Source organism: Shimia sp. MIT1388 (genome assembly GCF_047124445.1).
In the GTDB taxonomy this organism is placed as follows: Bacteria; Pseudomonadota; Alphaproteobacteria; order Rhodobacterales; family Rhodobacteraceae; genus Shimia.
This window is the reverse complement of the sequence record NZ_CP138921.1, coordinates 1,186,557-1,207,663: the sequence shown is the minus strand read 5'-3', so window position 1 is coordinate 1,207,663 and position 21,107 is coordinate 1,186,557. Positions and strand designations below refer to the sequence as shown.

Below are 21,107 nucleotides of genomic sequence, written 5' to 3'. Positions count from 1 at the left end.
GCGAGGGGCGGCCCGTGGCCGCCCCAAAGCATCATCAGATGATGACGTTGATGTCTTGGTCGACGATCAGGGTCACGCCGTCATTGCCAACGGTGTAGACGTCATAGGCTTCGCCTTCGATGTCCACGGTCTGGTTGGTTTTGGTCGCGTCGGTGACCGTGATCTGGTCATCGGAGCCGCCGTGGATCGTGAGCGTGTCGGATGTGTCAGACAGCTCTTTGATCTGCGCCTCTGTTAGGGTCAGGTTTGCGTCAGACGCGTAGTCCAACTCGATGCCTTCGATGTTGAAGTTGCCTGCGGCGGCGTGATCCAGCGTGCCCGCGTTGGTGACGTTGTCGTCCAGCACCAGCAGCGTGTCGGACTGGTTGCCCGCGTCATCCGTGGAGGCAATCACCAGGTGAGTGCCATCGGAGGCTTTCGGGTTCAGCACAAACAGGGATTCATCTGCGCCCAGAGCCACTTCGGTAGTGGCCAGTTCGGCGGTGGAGCCGTCCTGGTTCAGGGCGTGGATTTCATAGTCCTGATTTTCGGTGCTGAGCGACAGAGAGGTCACATCGTCATCCGCGAAGGTCACGGATTGCACAACAGGGTTGGTGATTTCGGTGTCGACCTGGAAGCCGGCGGAGGCGGTAGCGGTGTTGCCCGCCGCATCGGTCACCGAGAGGGTGGCGTTTGCGGTGTAGGTGCCTTCCGGCAGGGAGCCGTTTTCGTAAGTGACAAACCAGTTGCCGGAGGCATCCGAGGTGGTGCTGCGCACCACGCCGTCCACAGTGACAACCACCGAGGAGTTAGGCTCGGTGGTGCCTTCCAGAACCACGCCGCCCTGCATTTGTGCGGCGTTGACCGGAGACCGGAAGACGCCAGAGGACAGGTCCACGTCAATCGAGGTGGTGGTGTCTACATGGATGGTGGAACTGGCGGTCGCCGTGTTGCCCGCAGCATCGGTTGCGGTCACATTCACCGGTGCGTCGTATTCGCCTTGCGGGATTTCCGCAGCGGTGAAGTTGGCCACCCAGGTGCCGTTTGCGGCGGCGGTGACGGTGCGGGAGGCACCGGCGATTTGCACAACCACGTTGCTGCCCGCGTCGGCGGTGCCGGTGAGGCTCAGGCCACCGGCCACTTCCGCGGCGTTGGCGATGTCGTCGCCGCCCGCCTGGCCGGTGTTGATGCCTGCGGACAGTTCGGTGTCCACAGCCACAGTACCGGTGGTGGTGGCGCTGTTGCCTGCCGCGTCGGTGGCGGTGATGGACACAGTGCTGTTGTAGGTGCCTTGCGGGATTTCACCGCCTGCGAAGGTCGCCGCCCAGGTGCCGTTGGCCGCAGTGGTCACGGTGTGGGTCACGCCTTCCATGGTCACGGCTACGGAAGATCCAGGCTCTGCAGTGCCGGTCAGGGTGAAACCACCGGCCACTTCGGTGGCGTTGGCGGTGTTGTCGCCACCCAGCTGACTCGGATTCATGGCCGCCGAGATTTCGGTGTCCACGCGGAAGCTGTCAGACGTGGTGGTCACGTTGCCCGCGAGATCGGTTGCGGTCACGGACACGGTGGTGTCGTAGGTGCCCTGTGGGATTTCACCGGCGGCAAAGGTGGCCGACCAGCTGCCGTCGCCAGCGGCGGTCACGGTGTGGGTCACGCCTTCGACGGTCACAGCAACAGAAGAGCCGGGCTCGGCGGTGCCGGTGAGGGTCACGCCCGCAGCGGCCTCGGCAGCGTTGACAATATCATCGCCCGCAATCGGGGAGGTGATGGTCGCAAGGCCGTCGGTGTCGATGTGCACCGTGAAAGTCTCGGTGTGGCTGTTGCCAGCCAGATCGGTGGCGGTGATGGACACGGTGGTGTCGTAGGTGCCGGTGCCAATCGCAGAGGCATCAAAGGCCGACGACCAGGTGCCGTCATTTGCGACGGTCACGGTCTGGGTCACACCTTCGAACAGGATCGAGAGCGAAGAGCCAGGCTCACCGGTGCCGGAAAGTACAACGCCATCAGAGGCTTCCACGGCGTTGATGATGTTGTCACCTTCCACGATACCCATAGCGACGCCGGGGGCAATGGTGTCCACTTCGAGCGTGTCGGTCACGGTGGTGACGTTGCCGCGCTCGTCGGTGGAGGTGATGGTGATGCCGGTGGTGTACTCGCCGGTGGAGAGCGAGGATGAGTCAAAGGTCACAGACCAGGAGCCGTCACCCTGCACAGTGGTGCTCTGGGTCACGCCGTCGATTTCCACGGTCAGCGCTGCGCCGGGTTCACCTGTGCCGCTGATGACGTGGCCGGTGGTGTGATCATCCTCGTTGACAATGTCGCCGGTGGACACGGTGCCGTCCATGATCGAGACGTCCGGCGGAGTGGTGTCGATGTCAACAGAGGGGCCGTCCAGATCGTAGACGGTGCCATCCGGGCCTTCGACAGTCACTTCGACGTCATAGTCGCCATCATCAGGCAAATCGCCGGGCACAAAGATCACCTCGTAGGTGCCGTCGTCGCCCACGGTGCCTGTGCCGGTTTCGTCGCCAATGGTCACGGTCACGGTCGAGCCGGGTTCCCCGGTGCCGGTGATGGTCACGCTGTCGTCGCCGGTGCCACCCACAAGGCGAGGCACATCGGCGTCGTCTACGGTTGGAATGATGGTGTCATCCCCATCGTCTCCGTCGTCGTCGTCGTCATCACCGCCGCCGCCGTCACCACCATCGCCGCCACCATCGTCTCCGCCGGTGGTGTCGTCGTCATTGGGCTCTTCGTCGCCGCCGTTGTCGTCGTCGCCGGTGCCATCGTCACCTTCGCCACCATCTACCGTGTCTTCGCCGTCGCCGCCGCCAAGGGTCGAGGCCACTGCGGCTGCGCCGCCCAAGCCAAGAAGGCCAGGCACCAGGCCTGCGACGGGCGCCACCAGCGGGGCCACAACAGGCTCAACCCGCTCCAGATCGAGGAAGGCGAGTTGATCATACTCGCTCCATTTGTCGGTCATGGATACCGACTCATATTGGGCAAAATACTGATCGTTGATCGGGTCTCCGAGCTCGACCACCTGAAGCTGGCCGTCTTTGGACAGGAGCAGTTCACGCTCGTCGCCGGAGAAGTAGTTTTCAAGGGTGATGGTTTCGCCGCTCACCAGGTGAATCACCAGATCGCCGCCGTCATTTACATAACCGGCCACCTCTGCGGGGGTGAGATTCAGGGAGACTTGCGAAGCCTGCTGGGTTGCGATGACGCCACTGGCAGCTTCTGCCGTTTGACCACGTACAACAACTCCGTCCGTACCGCGGACGGCATAACTATAACTACTCATGTATTCTACCGCTCTAGGTTGTTCGGGCTTAGGCCCTTGTTTGATTTGTTGTGACTATAAATGTGACGGGTACGTAAGCCAATCACTTTTTTGCCATATTTTCTTAAAATTAAGGGTTTTCGTAGTTTTGGGAGCCGGTTCGCGGCGGTTTTTGGATAAGCTTCCGTGTTTGAAGGGGATTCTCGGTGCGGTGTTGATGCGGACTCTATGGGTTGTGGTTCGGGAGCGACGCGCGGGCAGAGCTTGGGTCTTCTTTCTGCCATATTTGTTAACGGATGTGAGGTTGGCGGGCAGGTCTTATGAAAAACACGCTTAGGTTGAGTTTTGGTTGGGGATAGTTGAGTGTGGCGCCACGCGGTGTCTGGTATGGTCGTTTGTATGCAAGCGGTTGAGGGAGTGCGTTGAACGGCTTCCATGTGTTGGCTTTAAGCGCGGGCGGGAGGTGGTGGACGCAAACCGGCGGGAAATGGCCGAGTCCGGGTGGTTAAGTATTTTGCTGCCGCCACTTGAAATTTAGCTGATTGAAATTCCACATGAAACGGGAAGGGGGTGCCATTTTTCCCCCTTTGGGATCGTGGTGTAAGCTGTGGATGTGCGCCAAACTGATGGGCAAATCGGTCAACTCGCAAAAAAGCGCTTATTCTCGGCCAATATCAGCCGGTTGACGGGTTTGTCATTTGGGTGTGAGCGGCCTAGACGCCAGATGGTCTTTTGTTGGCCTGCGCCGTGACAGCGTGACGGAGGGAGCGGGGAGCCGCTTTCGGGTTGGCAGAAGACACATGAGTGGATGCCTGGGTTTAAGCTGGTCGTGCGGCTTGGGTCAGGTGATTAGCAAGCCCCCACGACGAGCAAGCGGGGGCATATGGAGACAGAAGATGGTTGTAAAAAAACACTCTGTATGGGTCGCCCCAGCGGCCTTGGTTGTGGGCAGTGTTGCGATGACGTCAGCGGCGTCGGCGCAAGAGGGCTTTCGGTTTTATGGGTTCCTGAACGGCGCTGTGACCAGCGTTGACGATGGTGTGCAGAAGCGCAACGAGTTCAGTGACAACAGCAACGCACCAAGCCGGATCGGGGCCTGGTATGAGATGGGCACGGGGGCCGGCACCCTAAAGTTTAACTTTGAAACCGCATTGGGTCTGCGGGGCACATCCAGCCTGAGCGCGACCTCCAATGATGACTTCTTTGATTGGGACAAGACCGACCTGCGTAAGTTTGAAGCCATCTATGAGACCGATCGCTTTGGTACATTCTACGCTGGTCAGGGCTCCATGGCGTCTGATGGCATTTCTGGCGGCACAGATCTGTCCGGGACCGATCTCTCCGGTACGGTTGCCGTAGCCGATACCGCGGGCGGCTTTGCCTTCCAACCGGTGGGCGGCGGTGCGGCAGGTCCAACCATTGGCGACGTGTTCAAGGACTTTGACGGCAGCCGGAAAGGCCGCGTGCGTTATGACACGCCAAGCTTTGGTGGATTTGTGGTGTCGGCCTCGGCAGGGACCGAGATCTTGAAAGACAATGATGACACCAACTTCTACGACGTGGCGCTGCGCTATGGGGCGGATCTTGGTGACACCACTCTGCGGGCAACTTTGTCCTATGCACAGACTGATGGCGCGGTTGATGACTCCAAGTCGGTGGTTGGCTCGGTCGGGGCGCTTCATAACCCAACCGGGATCAGCGGCACGGTGACGCTTGGTCAGAATGATCGCGATAGCGGTCTGAAGAGTGATTACGTCTACGCCAAACTTGGCTATCAGCGTGATTGGTTCAGCTTTGGCCGCACCCACCTGTCGATCGACGCCTATCGCGGCAACGACATGGCCGCACTTGGCGACAAATCGGTCAGCTACGGGTTTGAAGCGGTGCAGAAGATCGACAACGCCAATGTGGATTTGTTCTTCAGCTATCACCAGCACGGCTATGACGTGACCACCGGCACCACCTACAACGATGTGGATGCCTATATGCTGGGCGCGCGCTGGAGCTTCTAAGCTTGTAGCGGCGTAGGAATTACGGGAGGGGCGGCCGGTTTGGTCGCCCTTTTTGCGTTGCTTTGCGATGTCTTGGCTGACAGCAGCAATTTGATGCCAGATCGGCAAGGCCTTTTTGCTGCCTTTGCCCTTGCGCAGGGGCGCGCGTGGCACTAGAAGAGCACAAATTTTTCTCGACTGCGCGCGGACTCATTGTGCCGCGCGCCGCTACTTATGGGGATACCCGATGCAGGTTACTGAAACGCTGAACGAAGGTCTGAAGCGCGGCTACACCATCAAGGTGGAGGCTTCCGAGCTTGAGGCAACTGTAAACGACAAGCTGAAAGAAGCGCAGCCGGAAATCGAAATGAAAGGTTTCCGCAAAGGCAAAGTGCCAATGCCACTTCTGAAAAAACAGTTTGGCGAGCGCCTGATGGGCGAAGCGATGCAGGAAACCATCGACGGTGCGATGAACAAGCACTTCGAAGAGTCCGGTGACCGCCCTGCGCTGCAGCCAAAAGTCGAGATGAAAGACGGCGAAAACTGGAAGCCAGGCGACGACGTTGAAGTCGAGATGTCCTATGAGGCGCTGCCAGAGATCCCAGAAGTTGACCTGAAGGGCATCAAGCTGGAGAAAATGGTTGTGAAAGCAGCCGAAGCGGATGTGGACGAAGCGCTGGCCAACCTGGCCGAAACCGCGCAGGACTTCAAAGCCCGCAAGAAAGGCTCCAAAGCCAAAGACGGCGACCAGGTTGTCATGGACTTCGTTGGCCGCATCGACGGTGAAGCGTTTGACGGCGGCGCCGGCGAAGAGTTCCCACTGGTGCTGGGTTCCGGTCAGTTCATCCCTGGCTTTGAAGAGCAGCTGGTTGGCGTGAAAGCCGAAGAAGAAAAAGACGTGACCGTGTCCTTCCCAGAAGAGTACGGCGCTGAAAACCTGGCTGGCAAAGAAGCTGTGTTCTCCTGCACCATCAAAGAGGTGAAGGAACCGGTTGCGGCAGAGATCAACGACGAGCTGGCGACCAAATTTGGCGCGGAAGACCTCGCAGCTCTGAAAACTCAGGTATCCGAGCGTCTGGAAGGCGAATACGCCGGTGCGGCCCGTGCCGTAACCAAGCGCGCGCTGCTTGACGCGCTGGACGGTCTGGTGTCCTTCGACCTGCCACCTTCCTTGGTGGAAGCGGAAGCCGGTCAGATTGCACACCAGCTGTGGCACGAAGAAAACCCAGAAGTTGAAGGCCACGACCACCCAGAGATCGAGCCAACCGACGAGCACAACAAGCTGGCCGAGCGCCGCGTGCGTCTGGGCCTGTTGCTGGCAGAGCTGGGTCAGAAAGCCGAGGTTGAAGTGACCGACGCGGAGATGACTCAAGCGATCATGAACCAGGCGCGTCAGTACCCGGGTCAAGAGCGTCAGTTCTTTGAGTTCATCCAGCAGAACGCACAGATGCAGCAGCAGCTGCGCGCGCCGATCTTTGAAGACAAAGTTGTCGACTATGTCTTTGAACTGGCTGAGATGACCGAAAAAGAGGTCTCCAAAGACGACCTGCAAAAAGCCGTAGAGGCACTGGACGACGAATAAGTCCAACACCCGTTAACGGGACAGTGAGAGGCCGCTCCGGATTGGGGCGGCCTTTTTTGTTGGGGCGGTGACGGGGCGGCAGAGTTGACCTTGTCGCGTTTCGTGGTTTGCTTGTCCTCACGTGAGCGAGGAGCACCTATGGGATACACAAAATTCGACAAAGCCGGATATGACGCGTTTAAAGCCAATGATCGGGCAGGGCCGGTGCATATGCTGAACCTGGTGAAGCTGCGCGATAGGGCTGAATATGCGGATGGGCGGGAGGCCTCGGGCGCGGAGGCCTATGCGGCCTATGGGCGTGAGAGCGCTGCGACCTTTGCCAAGCTCGGCGGCAAGATCATCTGGCGCGGCGAGATGGAGCAGATGTTGATTGGGCCGGAGAAGCAGTGGGACCTGTGTTTTATCGCGGAATATCCAAGTGTGGAGGCTTTTGCGTCGATGCATAAGTATCCGGAGTATCGCGCGGCGGTGGAGCATCGGCAGGCGGCGGTGGCGGACAGTCGGTTGATCCGCATGGCGCCCAAGGATTTGGGCGGGAATTTTGGTGATTAAAGAAAAAAGCCCCGGCGATTGGCCGGGGCTTTTGGTTTTGAAGCTGGGTTTAATCAGTGACCGCCTGAGAACACCAAGAGGCGGAAGGGCATCATGATGGCGCGGAAGCGCAGGATCAGGGCGTGGGCGTAGCCGACTGTGTCGATCACATGCAGAGCAACAAATTCGCCGGTACCGATGTCGGGATCCTGTAGGCGCTCGTGGTTGTTGGTGTAGGCGTTGACCTCACATTTGCTGCCCGGCGGCAGGTGGTCGGTGCCGCCTTCATAGAGCGGTTCCATATAGGCAATCACGGTGCCCGGCTGGCGGTCATTTTGCGGATCGCGCAGCGTGTCGGTTGGGCGGATTTGGCCTGAGGGGATCACGTCCTGAATCTCCACAATCACCATGGGGGTGACGCGCATCGGGCTGGAAATACAGGACATTTCGGCCAGCATACCCGGCTTGAGAATCTGCGCGGTCAGCTGGCTGAACCCGGCCTGGAAGCGGCCACGGCCGGTGTCCGCGGGCACCAGAATGCCTGCAGGTCGCAGGATCGGGTTGATGTAGTCGCCGACGCGCAGGTCAAATTGCTCGATGCGGCCGGTTTGACCGGCGTAGATGCTCATTTTGCCAAGTTCAACTTCGGCTTGATGCAGCGCGGCGCGGGCGCTGTCCTTCTGCGCAGGCAGTTGGATTTCAACCCGGTGTTTGGCGGATTCCACGGCGGAATGCGCAGCGTCCACGGCGGCGAGGCGTTCCTGGATCAGGTTTTCAAGCCGCTCGACTTCGCGCACGGTCACGGCGGGCGAGTTTTCCTGATAGAGTGTGTTTTTGCGCTCAAACTCGTCTTTGGTTTGCTCAAAGGCGGCCTCGGCGGCGTCGAGATTGGCTTGCGCCACGCGCAGATCGTCGCGGGCCAGCAGTTCGCCAGCATCGACTTCGACCATGGCGGCGCGGGCGGTGGCGACGGCGGCGCGTTGGCGGCTGTCATCCAGACGGAAAATCAGCTCTCCTGCTTCGACGTCCTGATTATTTTCCACGTTCACTTCGACCACGCGGCCAGAGAGTTCCGGCAGGATGGTGACGGTGCGGAAATAGGACGACGCGTTGGTGGTGGACGGGTGGAAGTAGAAGATCAGGGTGATCAGGCTGACCGTGAGGATGAAGCAGGCGCTGAGACCGTAGCGCAGCTCGTACCACATGGAGAACAGGGTGATCTCTTGTCCCAAACGTTTGCCCTGCCAATAGCGGCGGAACAGGAAGTCGGGGAAGATGGTGAGCATGGAGCAGGCGAGGAATTCCAACATGGGTTAGGCCTCCGCGTCTTTGGTTGGGGTTGGCGCGGGCGCTTCGATTTCGGCCGCTGGCGCTTCAGCGACCGGTTCCGCGAGAGGTTGCGGGGCCGCTTTGAGGCGGTCGAGCGCGTCGGCGATGCGCTGCAGCGGGGTCTCATAATCCGGGATTTGCACAAGCGCGAGCAAGAGCGCGGCGACCCAGTAAAGATTGTTGTGCGTGAAGAGCGCAATGAGGGCGAGCACGCCGACCATCTGCAACTGATTGGCACCAACCTTGTGGGCGAGCTTTTCCGGCAGTGAGTGCAGGTGCAGGAAGAAAGTGGTGATGATGAACACCATGACAGCGACAAAGATCGCGACGTTGGTCATCATCGGATCCCCACCGGTGCCGTCAGAGATGAAACTCGGCAAGTGGTGGGGGGCTAAAGGGTGCAGGCTGGCTGCGGATTCAGAGCTCACGAAGGGGCCTCAATTACTGGTCAAAATCTGACGCCAGAATAGAGGTGGGCGGGGAAACTGCCAAGTCAACTTAGGGGCGCAGACCGGTTTCTTTCAACAATCCTGCGGCCTTGGCTTCGGGGTAGTAGCCTTTAGCGTAGAGGAAAACGGAGCGGTCGTAATTGCCTTCGGCGACCATATAGGCGCCGCGCAGGTATTTCACCGCGTAGGTGAGGTTGGTTTCGGCATTCAAAAGACCTTCGCGGCCGCCGGTGTAGCCCATGCCGCGGGCGGTTGGCAGTTGGATCTGCATCAGGCCAATATTCGGCCCGTTGGTGGCCCAGGGGCGGTGGGTGCTTTCGCGGATGATGACGCGCTGCACCAGATCGCGGGGCACCTCGTAGTGGTCAGCCCATTTGTTGATCAGCGCGCGCAGCTCCGGCGTTTCGTTGGGATAGAGCGGCGGGTCAAACGGGCTGACGTCTTTGCGCTTGGAGCGGCCGCAGGCTGCCAGAGGTAGGCTGGCCAGCATGACGAGCGCGGTGCGGCGGGAAAGGTGCTGTGACATGGGGCCTCCTGACGGTCTTGGCGTCAGTATGGCTTTTGCGGCTGTGAAGGGAAGGGCGCGCGTTGGGATGCGCGGTATCTTGCGGATAGGCAAAGAAAAAGCCGCGCCCAGGTGCACCCGGGCGCGGCTCTGCGAGTTCTTCGCGGTGAAACGCTTACTGCTCTTCGGCAGGCGCTTCTTCGGCGTCGGCAGCTGCCGGTGCCAAATCGTCGTCGTCGTCAGAGGCTGCAGCACCGATATCGTCGAACAGTTCGGCGATTTCGAATTCTGCTTCAGCTTCTGCTTCCGCGGCCAGTTCCTGGATGGATTTGCCGGAGGCCTGAAGCTCTGCTTCTTCCTCGGAGCGCGCCACGTTCAGGTCGATGGTCACGTCGACTTCTGGGTGCAGCAGTACGTGTACGGCGTGCAGGCCCAGGTCTTTGATTGGCTTGGCCAGAACAACCTGTTTCTTGTCCACGGTGAAACCAGCGGCGGTGGCGGCTTCTGCGGCGTCACGGGTGGTGACGGAACCGTAGAGGGCACCAGCGTCGGACGCGGAGCGAATCACGATGAACTGCTGTCCGTCGAGTTTCTCTGCCAGCGCTTCGGCTTCTTTCTTGGTTTCCAGGTTACGCGCTTCGAGCTGCGCTTTTTGCGCTTCGAAGGATGCGATGTTGGACTTGGAAGCGGTCAGTGCTTTGCCCTGAGGCAGCAGGAAGTTGCGGGCGTAGCCCGGCTTCACGTCAACCACGTCGCCCATTTGGCCCAGCTTGGCCACACGTTCCAGAAGGATAACTTGCATATCAGTCTCTCCTTACTTCACGGCGTATGGAAGCAGTGCGAGGAAGCGCGCGCGTTTGATTGCACGGGCCAGCTCACGCTGTTTCTTTGCAGACACTGCGGTGATGCGGGACGGCACGATTTTGCCACGCTCAGAGATGTAGCGCTGCAGCAGCTTGGTGTCTTTGTAGTCGATTTTCGGCGCGTTCTCACCCGAGAAAGGGCAGACTTTGCGACGGCGGAAAAATGGTTTTGCAGCCATAACTTAATGTCCTCTCTTAAGGTGATTAGTTGCGGCGTTCGCGACGGTTGTCACGCTCGTCACGTTTCTGCATCTGAACCGATGGACCTTCGGCGTGCTCGTCGACCTTGATGGTCAGAACGCGCATCACGTCATCATGCAGGCGCATCAGGCGTTCCATTTCCTGAACCGCAGCGGAAGGTGCGTCGGTCTTCAGGAAGGCGTAGTGGCCTTTGCGGTTCTTGTTGATTTTGTAGGCCATGGTTTTCACGCCCCAGTACTCGGACTCTACAACGGACCCGCCGTTGTCAGAAAGAACGGTGCTGAAGTGCTCAACGAGGCTTTCGGCTTGCGCGTTGGACAGGTCCTGGCGCGAGATGAAAACATGCTCATACAGTGGCATGTGCTCTCCATTCATTTATAGGCGCATTTCAAAGAGCGGGGCGTCTTTCACCTTTTGCACCCCACCCACGAGAGACTGCGCGGTTCAAGCTTTTGCAAAAGGATGGCGCTGTATAGCCGAATTTGGGGGGAGCGCAAGCCTTGTGTGCAAAGGGGCGGCAAGGTTTTTGCGTGGTCCCCTTTGTGGTCCGAAATTCCGGATACCTTAAGGCAAAAGGGCACGAGGTTTTCCTCAATCCGCCGCATTCCTGCCCGATTTCAACCCGAAGGTCTGAGCAACCGGTGGAGAAGCCGTTGGACTAAAGGCCGTTGAGGGGCCAAGTGGGAGAGTGGGAATATGGTGGCGCTGACCAGTTTTGCAGAAGATACACGGTCCTGTGTGACGCGGGTGGAGGGCAAACGCCCGTCACTGTCTGTGCGCGCATCCTCGGCGGTGTTTGGTTTTGCCTTCATTCTGGCCGGTGTGGGTCTTTGGCTGATGCCGGGGCTGGATCTGACTCCGATGATCCTGCTGGCAAAGATGGGGGTGTCGATCCTGTTGGTGACTGGCGGCGTTGGTATGACCCAGATTGCCACCGACAAGCCCCGCAAGGAGTTGCACTTTGATGAGCGCAATGAGCAGCTTTTGGTGTACGAAGGTCTGCCACGGGGCCGCAAACATGTGCTTCAGGCGATCAACTATGAAGACATTGGCCGCGTGGATGTGAGTGCGTCCGCATTGGTGGTGAAGGATGAGGCTGGCGAGGCCATGGTGACGCTGCCGATTGATGGCAATCACGCGCGGCTTGATGCCATTGCCCAGCTGCGCAGCCAGTCGATTTTGCCAAGCTAAGCAAAAGCTTGCCAATCCAGTACGAAAGGTCGCCGATGGGCGGCCTTTTTTGTGTGAGATCACGCGATTGTTCACCACTGCACAGAATATGTGGGTTTACTGCGAATTGCCGCACAGCGTTGAATGGGCACATTGGTTCCATCAGAAATTAATCTTGTCCTCAGGAGACACCCAATGAAACGCACCCTTCTTGCCGCTGGTTTTGCTTTTGCTGCCGCTGCTGCCACCTCCGCTGTTGCGGCGCCGGAAAAATACATGCTGGACGCCAGCCACAGCCAAATTCTGTTTTCTTACAACCACCTGGGCTACTCCACGACCTGGGGCATGTTCTCCGGCTTTGAAGGCGAGATTATGTTTGACCAGGAAGAGCCAGGCAACAGCTCTGTGTCCGTCTCCATGCCGCTGAAGTCCATGTGGACCGGTTGGGAAAAGCGCGATGCGCACATCATGAGCCCAGATTTTTTTGACGCAAGCGATGATGAACTGGTGAGCTTCACCTCCACAGGCATCGAGGTGACCGGGGACACCACCGCTCTGATCACCGGCGATTTGACAGTGAATGGCGTGACCAAGTCGGTTGTTCTGGACGCGCAAATGAATGCGGCAAGCGAGCATCCGATGGCGAAAAAGCCATGGGCGGGTTTCAATGCAACCACCACACTGAAGCGCACCGACTTTGACGTGGGCAACTTTGCGCCGTTTGTTGGTGATGACGTGACTGTGCAGATTTCTGTTGAGGCGATGAAGGCTGAGTAAGTCTTTACGCCCATCACTCACGGAAAGGCCGCCCGATTTGGGCGGCCTTTTTTGTTGCGTTGAAAGGGGGATCAGACGTGCTGGCCGCCGTTGATTTCGATTTCTGTGCCGGTCACGTAGGAGGATTGATCGGAGCAGAGGTAGTAGATCACGTCAGCGACCTCGGAGGGTTGGCCAAGACGTTTCATAGGTAGGCCGTCGACAATCTTGTCGGTGCCGGGGGATAGGATCGCGGTTTCGACTTCCCCCGGTGCGATGGCGTTTACACGGACGCCCAGAGGGCCGAAGTCATGCGCCATTTCGCGGGTGAGGGCGGCGAGGGCGGCTTTGGAGGTGGCGTAGGCAGCCCCGGCAAAGGGGTGCACGCGGGAGCTGGCGATGGAGGTGACGTTGACGATGGAGCCTTTGGCGGCGGCCAGTTCGTCGCGCAGGCCGCGGGCCAGAACAACGGAGGCAAAGAAGTTCACGTGAAAGACCTTGCCCCAGTCCATCAGGTCGGTGGTGAAGGTGTTGAGACGCTCGCCATTGGGGCCCTTAGGAGAAATGCCTGCGTTGTTGGCAAGGCCGTGCAGCGGACCGTCGAGGCGTTCGCGGATCACTTCTACGGCGTTGATGGCGTCGGCAGGATCTCCAAGGTCGAGTTGAATGTGGTTCTCTTCGCCGTCCGGCCAGGGGCAGCGCGGATCAAACGGTTGGCGGGAGCAGGTGAGCACGCGCCAGCCTTCTTGCGAGAAACGCTTCACGGTGGCGTGGCCGATGCCCCGGCTGGCGCCGGTGAGGAGGAGCGTTTTCTGCATCTGAAGAAACCTCAATAAATGTGAAGGGGTTAGCTGGCGAAATGGGCTTGGCTGCGGTGAAGTTTAAGTTGTTGGGGGGAATTGGCAAGAGCACAAAGGCCGCACCAAATGTTGCGGCCTTCGCGTTGGTGGTTTGGCTGTTGGCGGGCGGGTTATTCGCCGCGGGTTGCGGTCAAGGCGACGTTTACGTCCACGCCGAAGCCGAGAGAGCTTTCGTCTGTCATGTCGTCACCTACGTGGAAGGCGCGGCGGTCCAGGGACACGGTGCCGGTCATGTTGGCGGTGTTGCCGTCCAATGCGAGCGAGAAGGGCAGGTCGATTGGCGCGGCGTGGCCGTTGATGGTGAGGTCCCCTTTGGCCAGATAGCCGGTGTCCGCTGGCAGCAGGTCCGCGACAAAGGTGGCGGCCGGGAATGCGGCAGCGTTCAGGTAATCCGCGCCCAGAGCTTGATCCGTGACAGAGCCGAGGGTGAGGGAGCCAATGGCGATAGTTACAGTGACGGTGCCATGTTTGCCGTCGGTTGGCTCTTCGTTGAAGGCGATTTCTGCGGTCCAGTCGGCGAAGGTGCCTGTGACCTCGGCGCCAAATTGTTGCACAGCGATGTCCAATGTGCCGGATTGGACCTGCCATTCGGAGGAGACCTCGGCGAGGGCGGCGGTCTCCGTGCGTTCTTCGGCGGCGAAGAGGCCAGCGTTTGCGCCGATCACAAGGGCGATGGCCCAGACGGCCAGCGCGGTGAGGGCCGGGCGCAGGTGGCCGGGTTGGTCGGCAGGGGGCTCCGGCAGATCGGTATGGCCAGGCAACATGCGTTGCAGGGTTTTGTCGCGGTCAATGACGAAGTGTTTGAGCGCGCCGCCGATGTGGGCCAGTAGGGTCAGGACCAGCACGACCATGAAGAGGAAATGTGCGCCACCAAGGATTGCGGCGACAGTTGGATCTTTGGGGACAAAGAACAGAGACTGACCAAACGGCCACCAGATCGGGGCAAAGCCTGTGGTCGCGGCGTGGTGCATCCAGCCGGTGAGTGGCACAAGCACCATGGAGCCGTAGAGCACCCAATGGGCGGTTTCGGCGGCCCAGGCTTCCAGGCCGTGATCGCTGTTGAGCAATTTGGGACGTGGCTGGGTGAAGGCCCAGAGGATACGCAAAAGCGCTGTGAAAAAGGCGGCGAGTCCGACGGTTTTGTGGACAGAGAACAATGTGGCTTTGAAAGCGAGCTGGGCGCTGTCCTCATAAGGTGCGCGGTAGGCGACAAAACCCAGGATCAGCGCAGAGAGGATCAGCAGGGCGGTGAGCCAGTGGAAGGTCTTGGCGACGGAGCCGTAGCGGGTGGCTGTGTTGCTGCGGGGCATGGGAAACCTCTTGAAAGTGTTGGGGAGACTTTGGGGTCTGTGGCGAGGCAAGGCAACTGGCGGTGGTGCACCCGCGTTGTGCATGGATGCGCAGTGCGGCGTGGTTTCGGCGGATTGTTGCGCGCTGGTGCGGTGTCTGAAGCGAGGCCTTATCGTTCTATTGACGTTGCGTGCGCTGGCCGTGCGCGCTATGCCAAGCCAAAGATTTGCAAGGAGAGCCAAGAATGAGCCGTGCATTTGTGTTTCCGGGACAGGGTGCCCAGACCATTGGAATGGGGAAAGCGCTGGCGGAGGCCTATCCAGAGGCCAAAGCGGTGTTTGACGAAGTTGACGCGGCTTTGGGCGAAAGCCTGAGCGGGTTGATCTGGGACGGGGAGCAAGAGACGCTGACCCTGACCCAAAACGCGCAGCCTGCGCTGATGGCGACGTCGCTGGCGGCGATGAAGGCGCTCGAGGCGGAAGGCGTGACCATTGCGGCAGCGTCTTGCGTGGCGGGCCACTCGCTGGGCGAATACTCCGCTCTGGCAGCGGCTGGTGCGTTGAGCATCGGTGACACGGCGCGCCTTTTGCGCACCCGTGGCGAAGCGATGCAGGCGGCCGTGCCTGTGGGCGAAGGTGCGATGGCGGCCATTTTGGGCCTGGATTTTGCGGCGGTGCAAGAAGTTGCGGAAGCGGCGGCGCAGGGTGAAGTCTGTCAAGCAGCGAACGACAATGACCCAACGCAGGTTGTGGTGTCCGGTGCCAAAGCGGCCGTGGAGCGCGCTGCCGAGATTGCCAAAGAGAAGGGCGCGCGTCGTGCGGTGATGTTGCCGGTGAGCGCACCTTTCCACTGTGCCCTGATGCAACCGGCGGCGGATGTGATGGCCGAAGCGCTGGCTGGTGTGGAGATCAAAGCACCTGCGGTGCCGGTGATTGCCAACGTGCGGGCGGCGGCTGTGTCTGACCCTGATGAGATCCGCAAGCTGCTGGTGGAGCAAGTGACCGGATCGGTGCGGTGGCGCGAATCGGTGCAGAACATGTCAGGTGACGGCGTGGCGGAGTTCTGGGAGGTTGGCGCAGGCAAAGCGCTGTCCGGCATGATCCGTAAGATTGACCGCGCTAACGCAGTGCGGCCCGTGGGCACACCAGACGATGTCAAAGCGGCGGCGGAGAGCCTGTCTTGATCCGACGCTTTGTTGCAGCCTGTGGTGGCGTCGCCCTTGGGGCGGCGGTGCTGGCGGGCTGTGTGCAAATGGAGGTGGCGTATCTGAATGCCACCGACACCATCGCGTTTGAGGCGGATGGGCGTGATTTGTTGGTGAATGGCACGTTGAACAGCCGCAGTCTGGCGGCGTTTGAGCAGGCCATGATCAACAATCCGGATGTGACGCGGTTGGTTTTGTTGGAGGTGCCGGGATCGGTGGACGATGAGGTCAACCTGCAACTTGGCCATCGTGTGCGCGACTTGGGACTGGACACACATGTGACGGCAGACAGCGACATTCACTCCGGCGGCACGGACCTGTTCCTGGCGGGCGTAGAGCGCAGTATGGAAGACGGCGCGGTTCTGGGCGTGCACAGCTGGGCGGTGGGCAACCTGCAGGGCCGGGATTTGCCAAAGTCGGACCCGGAACATGCGTCCTATGTCAGCTATACCAAGCGGATGCTGGGCAGTGACGCGTTTTATTGGTTCACCCTAGAAGCGGCGCCGGTGCAAGAAACGCATGTGATGAGCGCCGAAGAGATTGCAAAATATGGGCTTTTGACTAAGCCTGTTGTGAGAAACTGAGAGAGACAAACATGTTTGATCTGACTGGAAAAACCGCACTTGTGACAGGTGCATCGGGTGGCATTGGTGGCGCAATTGCAAAGGCGCTGCATGCTGCGGGCGCAACTGTTGGCCTGTCCGGCACCCGTGTGGAGCCGCTTGAGGCGCTGGCGGCGGAGCTGGGCGAGCGTGCACATGTTCTGCCATGTAACCTGAGCGATGCGGAGGCTGTAGATGCGCTTCCTAAGCAGGCAATTGAAGCCATGGGCAGCGTCGATATTCTGGTGAACAACGCCGGTATCACTCGGGACCAGATTTTCATGCGCATGAGTGATGAGGAATGGCAGAGCGTGATTGACGTGAACCTGACCAGCGCGATGCGTCTGTGCCGGGGGGTGATGCGTCCGATGATGAAATCCCGTTGGGGCCGGATCATCAACATCAGCTCCATCGTCGGCGCGACCGGCAACCCGGGTCAGGTGAACTACGCGGCCTCCAAAGCCGGTATGGTTGGTATGACCAAGTCTATTGCTTATGAAGTGGCGAGCCGTGGCATCACCGCGAATGCGATTGCGCCAGGTTTTATTGCCACTGCGATGACAGACAAGCTGAACGACGATCAGAAAGAGACCATCAACAAGCAGATTCCAGCGGCGCGTATGGGCTCCTCAGAGGAGATTGCAGCAGCTGTTCTTTATCTGGCCAGCCCGGAAGCGGGGTATGTGACCGGCTCCACCTTGCATGTGAACGGTGGCATGGCCATGCTTTAAACTGAACTGGAGTGATCTCAATGGCAGAGACGTTGGCTTCCGCTTTCCAAGCGAGTGAAACGGGGAACTCGATTGAGCAGGCCTATGCTCAAGTCTACCCGTATCTCTTAATGGGTTTGCTTGTTTTGGCTTTTGTCTTTGTCATCGGAGGGCTCTTCCAGAGGTTCAAGTCCGAAAAAAGTATCGGGTGGCAGTTTATTCGTTTTACGGTTCTAGGTACCGCGTTGCCGTTGATAGCAATACTCGCGCTAACCGATAAATTCGGAGCTGAAACAGCCGGTATTTTTGGGGCTGCGATTGGCTACTTGTTTGGTAAGGAAGACAAAGAAAGCTAAGGCATCCAAGGTTTCACCATACCACCTGCGCCGGGCGGTCTTGTTAGTTACGGACGCCGTGGTCATGTTGTAAGGACCAACTAATGCCGAAACAATTGTCGCTGGGGAAAGCGTTTGCGTTGTGAAGCGGATGTGTTATAGGCGGCGAGTATTTTCCGGGTGCCTTGAGGGGTGGACGGAGACCTTCCGGTTCAGCCGGATCAAAACCGTCCCGTCAAAGGGGCACAAACCAAACCTGCCCGGGTGGGTGGGAGTTCAAACGGGCCATGCGCCCAAGACGAATGAGGAATTGACATGAGCGACGTCGCAGACCGCGTGAAAAAGATCGTTGTAGAGCACCTGGGTGTGGAAGAAGACAAAGTTGTTGAAGCAGCTTCCTTCATCGACGATCTGGGCGCAGACAGCCTCGACACCGTGGAACTGGTAATGGCTTTTGAAGAAGAGTTCGGCATCGAGATCCCAGACGATGCAGCCGAAACCATCCAGACCTTCGGCGACGCCGTCAAGTTCATCTCCGAAGCTTCCTAAGCCGGAGAACCTGCAATTTGCAGGGGACTGAGAATTGCAAACGTCCGTCTCTTTGATGAGGCGGGCGTTTTGCGTTGAGGGCAGCGGGGAGGCTGCCGCAAGGAAACGGCCCAAAATTGGGCGCAGAAGCGCGCAACGGGCCAAGCTGTGGGTTGGCCGCTCTTGCCCCTTGGGGGCGAAGCGGGGTATGAACCCGCAAAAGACTTCTGAGGAAGGGCATAGAAAATGCGTCGTGTTGTTGTCACCGGGCTTGGGCTCGTCACTCCATTGGCTTCCGGTGTTGAGGAAAGCTGGTCTCGTATTCTGGACGGTCAGTCCGGTGCAGGCACCATCACCCGTTTCAATCCTGAGCGTGTGACCACCAAATATGCGTGTGAAGTGCCGTATGGTGATGGCACCGATGGCACCTTCAATCCGGATGACTGGATGGCGCCAAAAGAGCGCCGCAAGGTGGATGACTTTATCCTTTACGGTCTGGCGGCCTCTCAGATGGCGGTGGAAGACAGCGGTTGGAAACCAGAAGACACCGAGTCGCTGGAACGCACCGGTGTGATGATTGGCTCGGGCATTGGTGGCCTGCAGTCGATTGAACAGACCACGCTGTTGATGGCTGAAAAAGGCCCGCGTCGTGTGTCGCCGTTCTTTATTCCCGGTGCGCTGATCAACCTGATCTCCGGTCAGGTGAGCATCAAGTACGGCTTCAAAGGTCCAAACCACTCGGTTGTGACTGCCTGTTCCACAGGCGCGCACGCGATTGGTGATGCGGCCCGACTGATTGCGTCTGATGATGCGGATGTGATGGTTGCCGGTGGTGGCGAAGCCGCGATCTGTGAGATTGGCATAGCGGGCTTTAACGCCTGTAAAGCGCTGTCGACGGGTTGCGCAGATGATCCAACCAAAGCCAGCCGTCCGTATGATGCGGATCGTGACGGCTTTGTCATGGGCGAAGGCGCCGGCATTGTGGTGCTGGAAGAATACGAGCACGCCAAGGCGCGTGGCGCGAAGATCTACGCCGAAGTGCTGGGCTATGGCCTGTCTGGTGATGCGTATCACATCACTGCGCCTGCCGAGACCGGCGAAGGCGGCGAGCGCTCCATGCGGGCGGCGCTGAAAAAGGCGGGTCTTGAGCCAAAAGACATCGACTACATCAACGCACACGGCACCTCGACGATGGCTGACACCATCGAGTTGGGCGCGGTTGAGCGTATGATGGGCGAGCACGCCAGCAAAGTTACCATGTCCTCGACCAAGTCGATGACCGGCCACCTGTTGGGCGCCGCGGGTGCGATTGAGGCGATTTTCTCGATCCTGGCGATCCGCGATCAGGTGGCACCGCCCACGATCAACCTTGACAATCAGGCGGTGGAAACTGCCATTGATCTGGCCCCGAACAAAAAGGTGGAGCGCGAGATCAATGTGGCGCTGTCTAACAGCTTTGGCTTTGGCGGCACCAACGCATCCGTGATCTTCGGAAAGGTTGATTAATGTGGCGCGCAGTTGCGTCTAACGCACTCACTCTACTTATCGTGGCGCTCTTCCTGTTGGGGGGCGTCATCCTTTTTGGGCAGTCTACCTACCGCGCAGAAGGGCCGTTAAACGAGCCTGTTTGCGTGCGGGTGCAACCCGGATCCAACATGAACCGCGTGTCGCAATACCTTGAAGACAAAGGTGCAATTGCCAGCGGGACTTTGTTTCGGTTGGGGGCTGACTACTCGGATAAGGCGGACAAGCTGAAAGCTGGTGCTTTCCTGGTGCCTGCGGGCGCGTCGATGGAAGAGATTGTCGACATTGTCACCCGTGGCGGCGCGAGCACCTGTGGCACCGAGGTGGTGTATCGTATTGGTGTAACTCGCAAGACCGTGCAGGTGCGCGAGCTTGATCCGGCGACGGGCAGCTTTGTCGAAGTGGCCGCGTTTAACCCGGCCGAGGACGAGGCGCCCGCGGATTACACCCGTGTGCGCGGCGAGGCGGATACGCGCTATCGCATTGCCGTGGCCGAAGGTGTGACCAGCTGGCAGGTGATGGACACGCTCAACAGCATTGAGTTGCTGAGCGGGGACATTGAGCGGCCGGATGAGGGCAGCCTGGCACCGGATAGCTATGAGGTGCGTGTCGGTGACACCCGTCAGAGCGTGATTGATCGGATGCAGGAAGCGCAGGAAATCCTCGTTTCTGCGGCGTGGGAAAGCCGGGCTGCGGATGTGCCGCTGTTGTCACCGTATGAGTTGCTGATCCTGGCGTCGATCATTGAAAAAGAGACCGGCGTGGCGGAAGAGCGGCGTCAGGTGGCGAGTGTGTTCACCAATCGTTTGAACCGGGGAATGCGCCTACAAACAGACCCGACCGTGATCTATGGCGTGACCGAAGGTGTGGGTGTCTTGGGCCGTGGGCTGCGTCAGAGCGAATTGCGTCGTGAAACCCCATGGAACACCTATGTGATCGATGGGCTGCCGCCGACACCGATTGCCAACCCGGGCCGCGCTAGCCTAGAGGCGGCGGCCAACCCGGATACGACGCCATACATCTTCTTTGTGGCAGATGGCACCGGGGGCCACGCCTTTGCCGAGACATTGGCCGAGCACAATCAGAATGTGGCGGCCTGGCGTAAGATCGAGGCGGAGCGGGCCAACCAGTAAGCTGGTCCACATGTGAAACACAAAACGCGGCGCTTTGGGGCGCCGCGTTTTTGTTTGGGTTGGTCTGTGTCAAAGCCGTTAGTTCGGCAGCACCTCAACGAGGATTTTGGCAGGCAGTTGAAACGTCGAGCTGGCGCTGTCAGAGGCGGGGCCGGCTTGCACCGTGCCAAAGAAGCAGGCGGCGGCAAGTGACAGTCTTAAAGTCCAGGACGGCGTCGTATTGGCAGCGATACGCATCTTGGTCACCCTTCATTTATCCAACTCAACCCCACCACAGAAAGG

The 21,107-nt window shown here is 59.3% G+C and carries 22 protein-coding genes; 12 read left to right on the top strand and 10 right to left on the bottom strand.

Annotated elements, in window-relative coordinates:
- Positions 1-34 precede the first annotated feature (34 nt).
- The gene (locus SIB92_RS05915; protein ID WP_412554931.1) at positions 35-3,283 is read right to left on the bottom strand and encodes an Ig-like domain-containing protein; all 3,249 of its coding nucleotides are present in this window, start codon (positions 3,281-3,283) and stop codon (positions 35-37) included.
- An 875-nt stretch (positions 3,284-4,158) separates the two neighbouring features.
- Between SIB92_RS05915 and SIB92_RS05910 the strand changes: the two genes are divergently transcribed.
- The 3 genes from SIB92_RS05910 (at position 4,159) to SIB92_RS05900 (ending at position 7,387) form a co-directional block, all read left to right on the top strand.
- The gene (locus tag SIB92_RS05910; protein WP_412554930.1) at positions 4,159-5,274 is read left to right on the top strand and encodes a porin; all 1,116 of its coding nucleotides are present in this window, start codon (positions 4,159-4,161) and stop codon (positions 5,272-5,274) included.
- A gap of 226 nt (positions 5,275-5,500) precedes the next feature.
- On the top strand, positions 5,501-6,835 hold the full coding sequence (tig, locus tag SIB92_RS05905; protein ID WP_412554929.1) for a trigger factor: 1,335 nt from the start codon (positions 5,501-5,503) through the stop codon (positions 6,833-6,835).
- 138 nt (positions 6,836-6,973) lie between these two features.
- The gene (locus SIB92_RS05900; protein ID WP_412554928.1) at positions 6,974-7,387 is read left to right on the top strand and encodes a DUF1330 domain-containing protein; all 414 of its coding nucleotides are present in this window, start codon (positions 6,974-6,976) and stop codon (positions 7,385-7,387) included.
- Between the two features lie 53 nt (positions 7,388-7,440).
- Here SIB92_RS05900 and SIB92_RS05895 read toward each other — a convergent pair whose 3' ends face one another.
- The 6 genes from SIB92_RS05895 to rpsF all read right to left on the bottom strand — a co-directional run bounded on the left by SIB92_RS05895 (position 7,441) and on the right by rpsF (position 11,073).
- Positions 7,441-8,676: an HlyD family secretion protein gene (locus tag SIB92_RS05895; RefSeq protein ID WP_412554927.1), complete on the bottom strand. Its 1,236-nt coding sequence runs from the start codon at positions 8,674-8,676 to the stop codon at positions 7,441-7,443.
- A 3-nt stretch (positions 8,677-8,679) separates the two neighbouring features.
- Positions 8,680-9,123 carry a hypothetical protein gene (locus SIB92_RS05890; protein WP_412554926.1) on the bottom strand — a complete coding sequence of 148 codons (444 nt, stop codon included), beginning with the start codon at positions 9,121-9,123 and terminating at the stop codon, positions 8,680-8,682.
- Between the two features lie 70 nt (positions 9,124-9,193).
- Entirely contained in the window at positions 9,194-9,670 is a 477-nt protein-coding gene (locus SIB92_RS05885) for a transglycosylase SLT domain-containing protein (protein ID WP_412554925.1), read from the bottom strand.
- 154 nt (positions 9,671-9,824) lie between these two features.
- Positions 9,825-10,451 carry a 50S ribosomal protein L9 gene (gene rplI, locus SIB92_RS05880; RefSeq protein ID WP_294115188.1) on the bottom strand — a complete coding sequence of 209 codons (627 nt, stop codon included), beginning with the start codon at positions 10,449-10,451 and terminating at the stop codon, positions 9,825-9,827.
- Between the two features lie 12 nt (positions 10,452-10,463).
- Positions 10,464-10,691: a 30S ribosomal protein S18 gene (gene rpsR / locus SIB92_RS05875; protein WP_009805008.1), complete on the bottom strand. Its 228-nt coding sequence runs from the start codon at positions 10,689-10,691 to the stop codon at positions 10,464-10,466.
- Positions 10,692-10,716: 25 nt separating this feature from the next.
- Positions 10,717-11,073, bottom strand: coding sequence for a 30S ribosomal protein S6 (gene rpsF, locus SIB92_RS05870; RefSeq protein ID WP_294115137.1), 357 nt, complete (start codon positions 11,071-11,073; stop codon positions 10,717-10,719).
- Between the two features lie 336 nt (positions 11,074-11,409).
- Here rpsF and SIB92_RS05865 point away from each other — a divergent pair, with 336 nt between their 5' ends.
- Together SIB92_RS05865 and SIB92_RS05860 are read left to right on the top strand one after the other, a co-directional pair.
- Positions 11,410-11,904, top strand: a complete 495-nt coding sequence (locus SIB92_RS05865; protein ID WP_412554924.1) for a hypothetical protein — start codon at positions 11,410-11,412, stop codon at positions 11,902-11,904.
- Positions 11,905-12,078: 174 nt separating this feature from the next.
- Positions 12,079-12,660, top strand: coding sequence for a YceI family protein (locus tag SIB92_RS05860; protein ID WP_412554923.1), 582 nt, complete (start codon positions 12,079-12,081; stop codon positions 12,658-12,660).
- 71 nt (positions 12,661-12,731) lie between these two features.
- Here SIB92_RS05860 and SIB92_RS05855 read toward each other — a convergent pair whose 3' ends face one another.
- Both SIB92_RS05855 and SIB92_RS05850 read right to left on the bottom strand, forming a co-directional pair.
- A complete protein-coding gene (locus SIB92_RS05855; protein ID WP_412554922.1) occupies positions 12,732-13,457 on the bottom strand; it encodes an SDR family NAD(P)-dependent oxidoreductase in 726 nt (241 codons plus the stop codon).
- A gap of 152 nt (positions 13,458-13,609) precedes the next feature.
- Entirely contained in the window at positions 13,610-14,809 is a 1,200-nt protein-coding gene (locus SIB92_RS05850) for a cytochrome b/b6 domain-containing protein (protein WP_412554921.1), read from the bottom strand.
- A gap of 224 nt (positions 14,810-15,033) precedes the next feature.
- On the opposite strand from SIB92_RS05850, the gene fabD reads away from it, so the two are divergent.
- The 7 genes from fabD to mltG all read left to right on the top strand — a co-directional run bounded on the left by fabD (position 15,034) and on the right by mltG (position 20,825).
- Positions 15,034-15,972: an ACP S-malonyltransferase gene (fabD, locus tag SIB92_RS05845; protein WP_412554920.1), complete on the top strand. Its 939-nt coding sequence runs from the start codon at positions 15,034-15,036 to the stop codon at positions 15,970-15,972.
- Entirely contained in the window at positions 15,969-16,577 is a 609-nt protein-coding gene (locus tag SIB92_RS05840; protein ID WP_412554919.1) for an alpha/beta hydrolase, read from the top strand. The genes fabD and SIB92_RS05840 overlap by 4 nt, the downstream gene beginning before the upstream one ends.
- A gap of 11 nt (positions 16,578-16,588) precedes the next feature.
- The gene (gene fabG, locus SIB92_RS05835; protein ID WP_412554918.1) at positions 16,589-17,326 is read left to right on the top strand and encodes a 3-oxoacyl-[acyl-carrier-protein] reductase; all 738 of its coding nucleotides are present in this window, start codon (positions 16,589-16,591) and stop codon (positions 17,324-17,326) included.
- Between the two features lie 20 nt (positions 17,327-17,346).
- Positions 17,347-17,661 carry a hypothetical protein gene (locus SIB92_RS05830; RefSeq protein WP_412554917.1) on the top strand — a complete coding sequence of 105 codons (315 nt, stop codon included), beginning with the start codon at positions 17,347-17,349 and terminating at the stop codon, positions 17,659-17,661.
- A 294-nt stretch (positions 17,662-17,955) separates the two neighbouring features.
- Positions 17,956-18,189 (top strand): acyl carrier protein, encoded by a 234-nt coding sequence (locus SIB92_RS05825; protein WP_058240599.1) that lies wholly within the window; start codon positions 17,956-17,958, stop codon positions 18,187-18,189.
- Positions 18,190-18,414: 225 nt separating this feature from the next.
- Entirely contained in the window at positions 18,415-19,674 is a 1,260-nt protein-coding gene (fabF, locus tag SIB92_RS05820) for a beta-ketoacyl-ACP synthase II (RefSeq protein WP_412554916.1), read from the top strand.
- Complete coding sequence (gene mltG / locus SIB92_RS05815) at positions 19,674-20,825, top strand: endolytic transglycosylase MltG (RefSeq protein ID WP_412554915.1); 1,152 nt, start codon at positions 19,674-19,676, stop codon at positions 20,823-20,825. Before fabF ends, mltG begins: the two co-directional genes overlap by 1 nt.
- A 78-nt stretch (positions 20,826-20,903) precedes the next feature.
- Here mltG and SIB92_RS05810 read toward each other — a convergent pair whose 3' ends face one another.
- Positions 20,904-21,062, bottom strand: a complete 159-nt coding sequence (locus SIB92_RS05810; RefSeq protein ID WP_294115120.1) for a hypothetical protein — start codon at positions 21,060-21,062, stop codon at positions 20,904-20,906.
- Between the last annotated feature and the right edge of the window lie 45 nt (positions 21,063-21,107).

Bases quoted from the DNA above. Each gene is read 5' to 3' on its own strand.
- SIB92_RS05915 (WP_412554931.1), bottom strand. From the start codon at position 3,283: ATGAGTAGTTATAGTTATGCCGTCCGCGGTACGGACGGAGTTGTTGTA.
- SIB92_RS05910 (WP_412554930.1), top strand. From the start codon at position 4,159: ATGGTTGTAAAAAAACACTCTGTATGGGTCGCCCCAGCGGCCTTGGTT.
- tig (WP_412554929.1), top strand. From the start codon at position 5,501: ATGCAGGTTACTGAAACGCTGAACGAAGGTCTGAAGCGCGGCTACACC.
- SIB92_RS05900 (WP_412554928.1), top strand. From the start codon at position 6,974: ATGGGATACACAAAATTCGACAAAGCCGGATATGACGCGTTTAAAGCC.
- SIB92_RS05895 (WP_412554927.1), bottom strand. From the start codon at position 8,676: ATGTTGGAATTCCTCGCCTGCTCCATGCTCACCATCTTCCCCGACTTC.
- SIB92_RS05885 (WP_412554925.1), bottom strand. From the start codon at position 9,670: ATGTCACAGCACCTTTCCCGCCGCACCGCGCTCGTCATGCTGGCCAGC.
- rplI (WP_294115188.1), bottom strand. From the start codon at position 10,451: ATGCAAGTTATCCTTCTGGAACGTGTGGCCAAGCTGGGCCAAATGGGC.
- rpsR (WP_009805008.1), bottom strand. From the start codon at position 10,691: ATGGCTGCAAAACCATTTTTCCGCCGTCGCAAAGTCTGCCCTTTCTCG.
- rpsF (WP_294115137.1), bottom strand. From the start codon at position 11,073: ATGCCACTGTATGAGCATGTTTTCATCTCGCGCCAGGACCTGTCCAAC.
- SIB92_RS05865 (WP_412554924.1), top strand. From the start codon at position 11,410: ATGGTGGCGCTGACCAGTTTTGCAGAAGATACACGGTCCTGTGTGACG.
- SIB92_RS05860 (WP_412554923.1), top strand. From the start codon at position 12,079: ATGAAACGCACCCTTCTTGCCGCTGGTTTTGCTTTTGCTGCCGCTGCT.
- SIB92_RS05855 (WP_412554922.1), bottom strand. From the start codon at position 13,457: ATGCAGAAAACGCTCCTCCTCACCGGCGCCAGCCGGGGCATCGGCCAC.
- SIB92_RS05850 (WP_412554921.1), bottom strand. From the start codon at position 14,809: ATGCCCCGCAGCAACACAGCCACCCGCTACGGCTCCGTCGCCAAGACC.
- fabD (WP_412554920.1), top strand. From the start codon at position 15,034: ATGAGCCGTGCATTTGTGTTTCCGGGACAGGGTGCCCAGACCATTGGA.
- fabG (WP_412554918.1), top strand. From the start codon at position 16,589: ATGTTTGATCTGACTGGAAAAACCGCACTTGTGACAGGTGCATCGGGT.
- SIB92_RS05830 (WP_412554917.1), top strand. From the start codon at position 17,347: ATGGCAGAGACGTTGGCTTCCGCTTTCCAAGCGAGTGAAACGGGGAAC.
- SIB92_RS05825 (WP_058240599.1), top strand. From the start codon at position 17,956: ATGAGCGACGTCGCAGACCGCGTGAAAAAGATCGTTGTAGAGCACCTG.
- fabF (WP_412554916.1), top strand. From the start codon at position 18,415: ATGCGTCGTGTTGTTGTCACCGGGCTTGGGCTCGTCACTCCATTGGCT.
- mltG (WP_412554915.1), top strand. From the start codon at position 19,674: ATGTGGCGCGCAGTTGCGTCTAACGCACTCACTCTACTTATCGTGGCG.
- SIB92_RS05810 (WP_294115120.1), bottom strand. From the start codon at position 21,062: ATGCGTATCGCTGCCAATACGACGCCGTCCTGGACTTTAAGACTGTCA.